The sequence below is a fragment of the Streptomyces sp. NPDC007162 genome, from assembly GCF_040634175.1.
In the GTDB taxonomy this organism is placed as follows: Bacteria; Actinomycetota; Actinomycetes; order Streptomycetales; family Streptomycetaceae; genus Streptomyces.
The window spans coordinates 1-5,337 of the sequence record NZ_JBEYFC010000560.1 but is presented as its reverse complement, the minus strand read 5'-3'; the positions used below and the strand labels follow the sequence as shown (position 1 = coordinate 5,337).

5 protein-coding genes are annotated in these 5,337 nt (G+C 62.7%); all 5 read right to left on the bottom strand.

Annotated features, from left to right (window positions below; translation table 11 throughout):
- Positions 1 to 192: 192 nt before the first annotated feature.
- The 5 genes from ABZ646_RS39125 to ABZ646_RS39105 all read right to left on the bottom strand — a co-directional run bounded on the left by ABZ646_RS39125 (position 193) and on the right by ABZ646_RS39105 (position 4,800).
- Positions 193 to 1,560, bottom strand: coding sequence for a DUF3987 domain-containing protein (locus ABZ646_RS39125; protein ID WP_360530250.1), 1,368 nt, complete (start codon positions 1,558 to 1,560; stop codon positions 193 to 195).
- A gap of 88 nt (positions 1,561 to 1,648) precedes the next feature.
- Positions 1,649 to 2,389 (bottom strand): histone-like nucleoid-structuring protein Lsr2, encoded by a 741-nt coding sequence (locus ABZ646_RS39120; protein ID WP_360530247.1) that lies wholly within the window; start codon positions 2,387 to 2,389, stop codon positions 1,649 to 1,651.
- Between the two features lie 685 nt (positions 2,390 to 3,074).
- The gene (locus tag ABZ646_RS39115; RefSeq protein ID WP_360530244.1) at positions 3,075 to 3,419 is read right to left on the bottom strand and encodes a hypothetical protein; all 345 of its coding nucleotides are present in this window, start codon (positions 3,417 to 3,419) and stop codon (positions 3,075 to 3,077) included.
- Between the two features lie 113 nt (positions 3,420 to 3,532).
- Positions 3,533 to 4,441, bottom strand: a complete 909-nt coding sequence (locus ABZ646_RS39110) for a hypothetical protein (protein ID WP_360530241.1) — start codon at positions 4,439 to 4,441, stop codon at positions 3,533 to 3,535.
- Positions 4,442 to 4,455: 14 nt separating this feature from the next.
- A complete protein-coding gene (locus ABZ646_RS39105) occupies positions 4,456 to 4,800 on the bottom strand; it encodes a hypothetical protein (RefSeq protein WP_360530238.1) in 345 nt (114 codons plus the stop codon).
- Positions 4,801 to 5,337: the final 537 nt, after the last annotated feature.

Sequence of the window (5,337 nt, the reverse complement as noted above, 5' to 3'; positions counted from 1 at the left end):
GGATCAGCAGTCCGCCGCGCACGTCGAAGCGGATGTGTCCTACGGCTTCTATCTGGAGCGTCCCTCGTATCTATCCCTGGCAGTGGTGACGTGCTCCCCGAATCGCTCGAACCCCGAACTGGCCTGCCCAGTCGCATAGTTGAAGTAACAAAGAAGCCCCGGCCAAAAATGGCCGGGGCTTTCATCGGTTCGTTAGAGCAGCGCGAGGAACGGATTTGTGTACCCGAGCGGTTCCGACCGCTTCGGTTCGGGCGCAGGCTTCGGAGCCTGCTCGGGGTCGGGGCGGTAAGCGTCCAGGCTCACGACCGTTGCGCCGTTCTCACGCTCCGGCTCGGCCGGCATCGGCTCCGCAACCGTTTCTGTCGACGCTCCGTTTTCAGAACTGTCGCCGCGGACCGTGAAAACGGTGGCCGGCCGACCACTCTTCCCCGACCGCTCCAGAGTCACGACGATTCCGGGCAGTTGCTTGACCTCTGCTGCGGTCGTGCCCACGTAGGGCAGCACCTGGGAGGAAGTGGCACGCCCCCCGTGCATCTCGATTCGGGCCCGCACCTTGTCCTCAAGACTGAGCGGCTGCCGCTTCACCTTCGGGGAGGTCGCTCCCTTGGTGATCCGTACGGCGTCCTGCACCGACCGGCGAACCAAGCTGAATGCGGCCGACAGCATCTCTTCCGTGATCGCCTCCGAGCACTCGGACGCTGCCAGGCAGGCCGCAACCCTGAGCGTCTGTTCTGCCGTTCGCTCGATGAACACTGCCTGCCCTTCGGGCAGGGTCTCACCCAGGATGCGGGCGTATCGGCGAACCACCCGCCACAGCGGCCGGGCGTCTTCTGCAAGCGTGATCACGCGGGGCCGGGCAGTGGCCCAACCGTAGGCGTCGGACAGCTCCCGCCCATCCACGTCAGGCAGGCTCACTCGGTCGTCATCCAGCAGGGGGACTGACCCCAGCAGGAAGGGAAGGATGCGGTTATACGAGCCTCCGGCCGCTTCCGACTCGCCTACGTACTTTGCCCAGTCAGAGGGCGTGACGTGACAGTGCAGAACCATGGCGGGGTCGCGAACTTCCTGCGCCTCATCCTTGGTCGTGTTCCGCAGTGTCGCCCCATCCCACGCGGTCCGCAGCTTGGTCGTAAACGATGCATCCCGCTTCACCCTGCGGAGCACTTCCGACCACTCTTCTTCGACCACCGCAGTCCGCACGTCCCGCCCGTGCTCAGTCTCGGCCGTCGCTTCCTGCTGCTCCCACAGGTGGTTCACCAGACTCGCCCCGGACGTAATGCCGGACGTGGTGTGCGTGGCCAGGAAGCGGCCCAGAGCCTTGTCCAGGACGTGATGAGCGGCCCGGAGCGCGGTCCCCTTACCGCGCCCAGTACCAGCCACCAGAGCCGACCACAGCAGTACCGGCCGGGGGCCACGGGAAGACACCTTGACCGTGCCACCGATCGCGGCACTCCACATCGACAGGGCGGCCACATACACCCCCAACGGGTCCGCCTCAACGAACGGGGTGATCCTGCGAACCGCGCGACCGATGGGACCGTACAGAACGGGGGTGCTCATGCTGCCTCTATCTCGAACAGGGTTGGTTGGGTGGCCATTGGCCGGGGAGGCCGGGTGCACTCGACGCCCGGCGCAGCGGGGGCGGCAGTCAGGCCGCTGCCGCTTTTCCCTCGGATGCGTCCCGATGGGTCAGCTCGTAGGCGTGACGGACATGCATGGGGATGCGTCCCTTCGTGGGCACGGCGTAGCCGTTCTCTCGTGCCCATGCCCGGACGGCACGGTTGCGTTCACGCTCGCTCATCCCCGAGCGGTCGACCTTGGCAGGCTCCGGAAGCGGGTCGCCGCCGACCAACTCACCCGATCGAACAGCGGACTTGAAGCGTCCCACTTCCCGCACGTCCATCACAGGGATGGCACGCTCGGAAGCATCCCGCAGCTTGGTCGCGTTCCGGTCGCCACCCTCACCCAGGATCAGCAGGACCGTGCTGTCATCGGCACGGCCGACCACCTCATAGCCCAGGTTGCGCACCGCTTCCCGCGCGTCTTCCCAGTCATATCCCGGAACCTCACCAGCGATCATCACGGACGGCATCGGCTCAGGGTCGGGGTCCGCTACGGGCACCGCTTCCGGCTCCGGCTCCGGCTCCGGCTCCGGGGCAACCTCAACGACCGGCACTGACTCAGGCTCAGTCTGTACGGCCTCTCGCTCGGACGGCGCACCCAAAGCGTCACAGAGGTACCTGCCGAACGAAACATCGTGTTCAAGGCACAGGTGCCAGGTGTCCTTACCCAAGGTCAGGGATGAAGTGGCCTCAACCTCGGAACCGTCACGCGCAATGTGCGCATCGCAAAAGATGTACTCAACCGGCACAAGCACCGTCTTACGCATAGCGCTGCATTCCTTCGTTAGTACGGAAGTCTGAGTGAGGGTCCGGAGCGTTGCTCTACGGCTTCCCCGCTTGACCACCATTCTTCCGTACCCCTATCACGAAACGATAACTAACGAATAACTGACGCATTACTCAAATGTTTATGAATACCGGGGGTAATGCCTATTTAGATAAAGAGAGGACCCACCGGGGGTGCTGTTCTCGAACCGTGTTTGTCAATCAAAATATGTCATCATGGAGCCGATAGATTGTCGATTGCTCGCGTTGGTAAGATGTGCACCCCCAAGGGGAGGAGCCCACACCCATGATTGATCCGTCCGCAACCGCCAACGAAAAGAAGTGCGCCGACTGCGGAACCTCTTTGCCGCCCGACAGTAAGCGCACCGAGTGCCGACACTGCGAGAAGTGCATGGACTGGGCCTGCATGCGGGACCACGGGCGGCGCAGTGGTCAGCAGCAGGACTGACGTCGGCTAAGACGACCGCCGACACTGGGCACACCGGTCCGGATCGTGACTCACATCGTCAGCCCAGGGCCTTGTCTCCTGCGTAAGGAGCCAACCCACATGGCCGGCGAACTCTTGGAGGCAGTCAGAACATTGGCGGTCGACCCAAGGGCACTCCACGCCGGTCCGGTGAAGCCCGTCGTACACGGCTGCCCCCGCCTTGGCCGCTCGCCGCCCGCTCACTGCGCGTCTCCCTGGAAAGCCCATCCGAGCCGCTTCATTCCCTCTGCGGTCAGCCCCAATGCCCCCGCAAGGTGTCGGTATTCCATCTGATGCGTGCTGGTTGCTGTGCCGTCCAGGATCTTCCCGAAGTAGGTGAGCATCACAGCCACTGTCGGTATAAAAGACTCGTCCCACATAGCGGCCTGTGGGCTGCTCCACCATTGCCGCCACTGCTCACGCTCTGCCTCCGTCCACTCCCGGCCAGATGGCATGTCGGGCACCGGTAGGCCGTGATCCCAGGGCAGTTCGAGCAGTCCCTTGTATCGGCTGTGCGGAGAGTTCGGGTTACGCATCTTCGGCATGGCACCTCCAGTTTTCGTTACGCGCGGTCGACGGCCGGCTCAGGCTTCTGATCGACGGACAGTGAGAAGGACGGGCCCCCACTGGTCGGCAGGGGCCCGAACTAATCAAGGGGTTAGGCAGTAGGCCACGTGACAGCGGCCTTGACGATTCCCTTGGTCGGCTTGGACTCATCAAAGGTGCTGTCGGACTTCTTCGTGTCCAGCTCCGGGTATCGCACGATCTTCCCTCCGTACAGATGCAGGGTGTCGATGTAGTCAGCCCGGTACTTCTCCGACTGTCCCTCGCGGAAGCCGGTGAACTGGCTTGCGTAGGTGGCGAACTCCGAGTGCCCCGCCACGATGTCCACGCCCGCAGGCATGGCCGTAGTCGTCAGGATGGTGAACCCCGCAAGGCGAGCAACGACGCCGTTGGCAGTCACGCCACCTTCGCCATACGCGGCAGCGTTAGCCACGGCGGGGTGCTCCACGAGGTACCGCTTCACGCGCGGCGAGACGACTACGTAACGGCCCGCCGGGATGTCGTTGTTGTCCAGGGCCAGCATCATGTCCAGGATCGCGCTGTAGAGGCTCTGGGGGATGCTGGCAGCGGTCGGGGTGATGGCCGGAAGCGCCGTCGCCCCGGTGGCGATGATGTTGCCCATGAAGGTGTCAGCCTCACGAGCCAGGGCCCGAATCATCTGCTGGTTTATGGGCGAATCAAGGCCACCGGCGAGCTGGACCCGTTCCGCATCTTCCACGAGAACTTGCAAATATTTCGCCTCAGTAATGGTCAGCGCCTGATCAACGGTTTCCGGCCGCTGTGCTGTCATTCCGTCAGCGATCGTGTAATCGCCCACGGTGGGCCGAAGAAGGCTGTTGATGTGGACTACATCGCCCTTCTGCCGAATCTCCCCTTCGTACTTGTTGTTGGACACGAACGGAGACGCCCATACGAGAAGTGGATCAAACTGCGTGAGAAGTTCCGCGTCCCAAATCTCAGGGATAAAAGTGGTGGTGCCAGGCTGCTGATAGGCAAGGTTCATAGAGGTACTCCTAGTTATCGCTTACGAACGTCGAGAGAAACGCGGCGGGGCTCAGGAAGAGGGCCGCCACCACGGTTTGGGCCGGAGCCGACAAGATGAGGGAACGCCGGGTCCTTGGGTTTGAAAGGCGCAAGGGCCTTGTCCATGGCCTCGGCTGAAGGCTTGCCGTCTTCACCAAGCAGCTTGGAACCATCCAGGTACTCGGTGAATCCATCCGGGAGAGTGATTCCGGCCTGGGCGGCGTAGCCCTTGAGTTCAGCCCGTGCCAGCTTCCCGGAATACTCCCGCTCGACCTCGGACCGGACGGAATCGGAAGGGTCGGCCGGCATGGCCTCGGAAACCGGTTCTGCGTCGCTCATGGCGACCTCCTAGAGAGCTAGTCAATGAAAAGAAGTAGATAGAAGGGCCGCCTAAGAGCGGCCCTATACCTCACAAGAGGACAACGTAAGAGAAGACACTGCCCCCCTTACCCCCCACTGTGAACGATGCAAGTAGGAAGCAAGGGGAGGAGTGTTTCTCTACGTTGTCCCTCTCACAGGGAGGTGTCCGCAGAGCCTCATAACGACTTAGGAACTGCCCGGCCCGTTGGCCGCGCCAGAGGCACACCGCCGAGTGTGCATGGCCCCAGAGGATCGCTCCTCCACTGTTCTGAATAAATGCGACACAGGAGAGGCCGCCCCGGAGCGGCCTCCCTCATGTCAGGTTGCAAGGGTGTTGATCCGACCCCAGACCTCCCGGTAACCCGATAGGTCTTGTTCTTTCAACCCTTCGAACTCGTAGACAAGGTTCCTGTTCCGCCCCACCTGGATTCCCGCATACCTCAAACGGCGTGTACGGGCCTTAGTACTCCAGCTGTAGATCGTGATCTTGCTGGTGGGCGTGACTGAGTGCACTGG

Coding starts and splice junctions, on each gene's coding strand:
- ABZ646_RS39125 (WP_360530250.1), bottom strand. CDS start 1,560: ATGAGCACCCCCGTTCTGTACGGTCCCATCGGTCGCGCGGTTCGCAGG.
- ABZ646_RS39115 (WP_360530244.1), bottom strand. CDS start 3,419: ATGCCGAAGATGCGTAACCCGAACTCTCCGCACAGCCGATACAAGGGA.
- ABZ646_RS39110 (WP_360530241.1), bottom strand. CDS start 4,441: ATGAACCTTGCCTATCAGCAGCCTGGCACCACCACTTTTATCCCTGAG.
- ABZ646_RS39120 (WP_360530247.1), bottom strand. CDS start 2,389: ATGCGTAAGACGGTGCTTGTGCCGGTTGAGTACATCTTTTGCGATGCG.
- ABZ646_RS39105 (WP_360530238.1), bottom strand. CDS start 4,800: ATGAGCGACGCAGAACCGGTTTCCGAGGCCATGCCGGCCGACCCTTCC.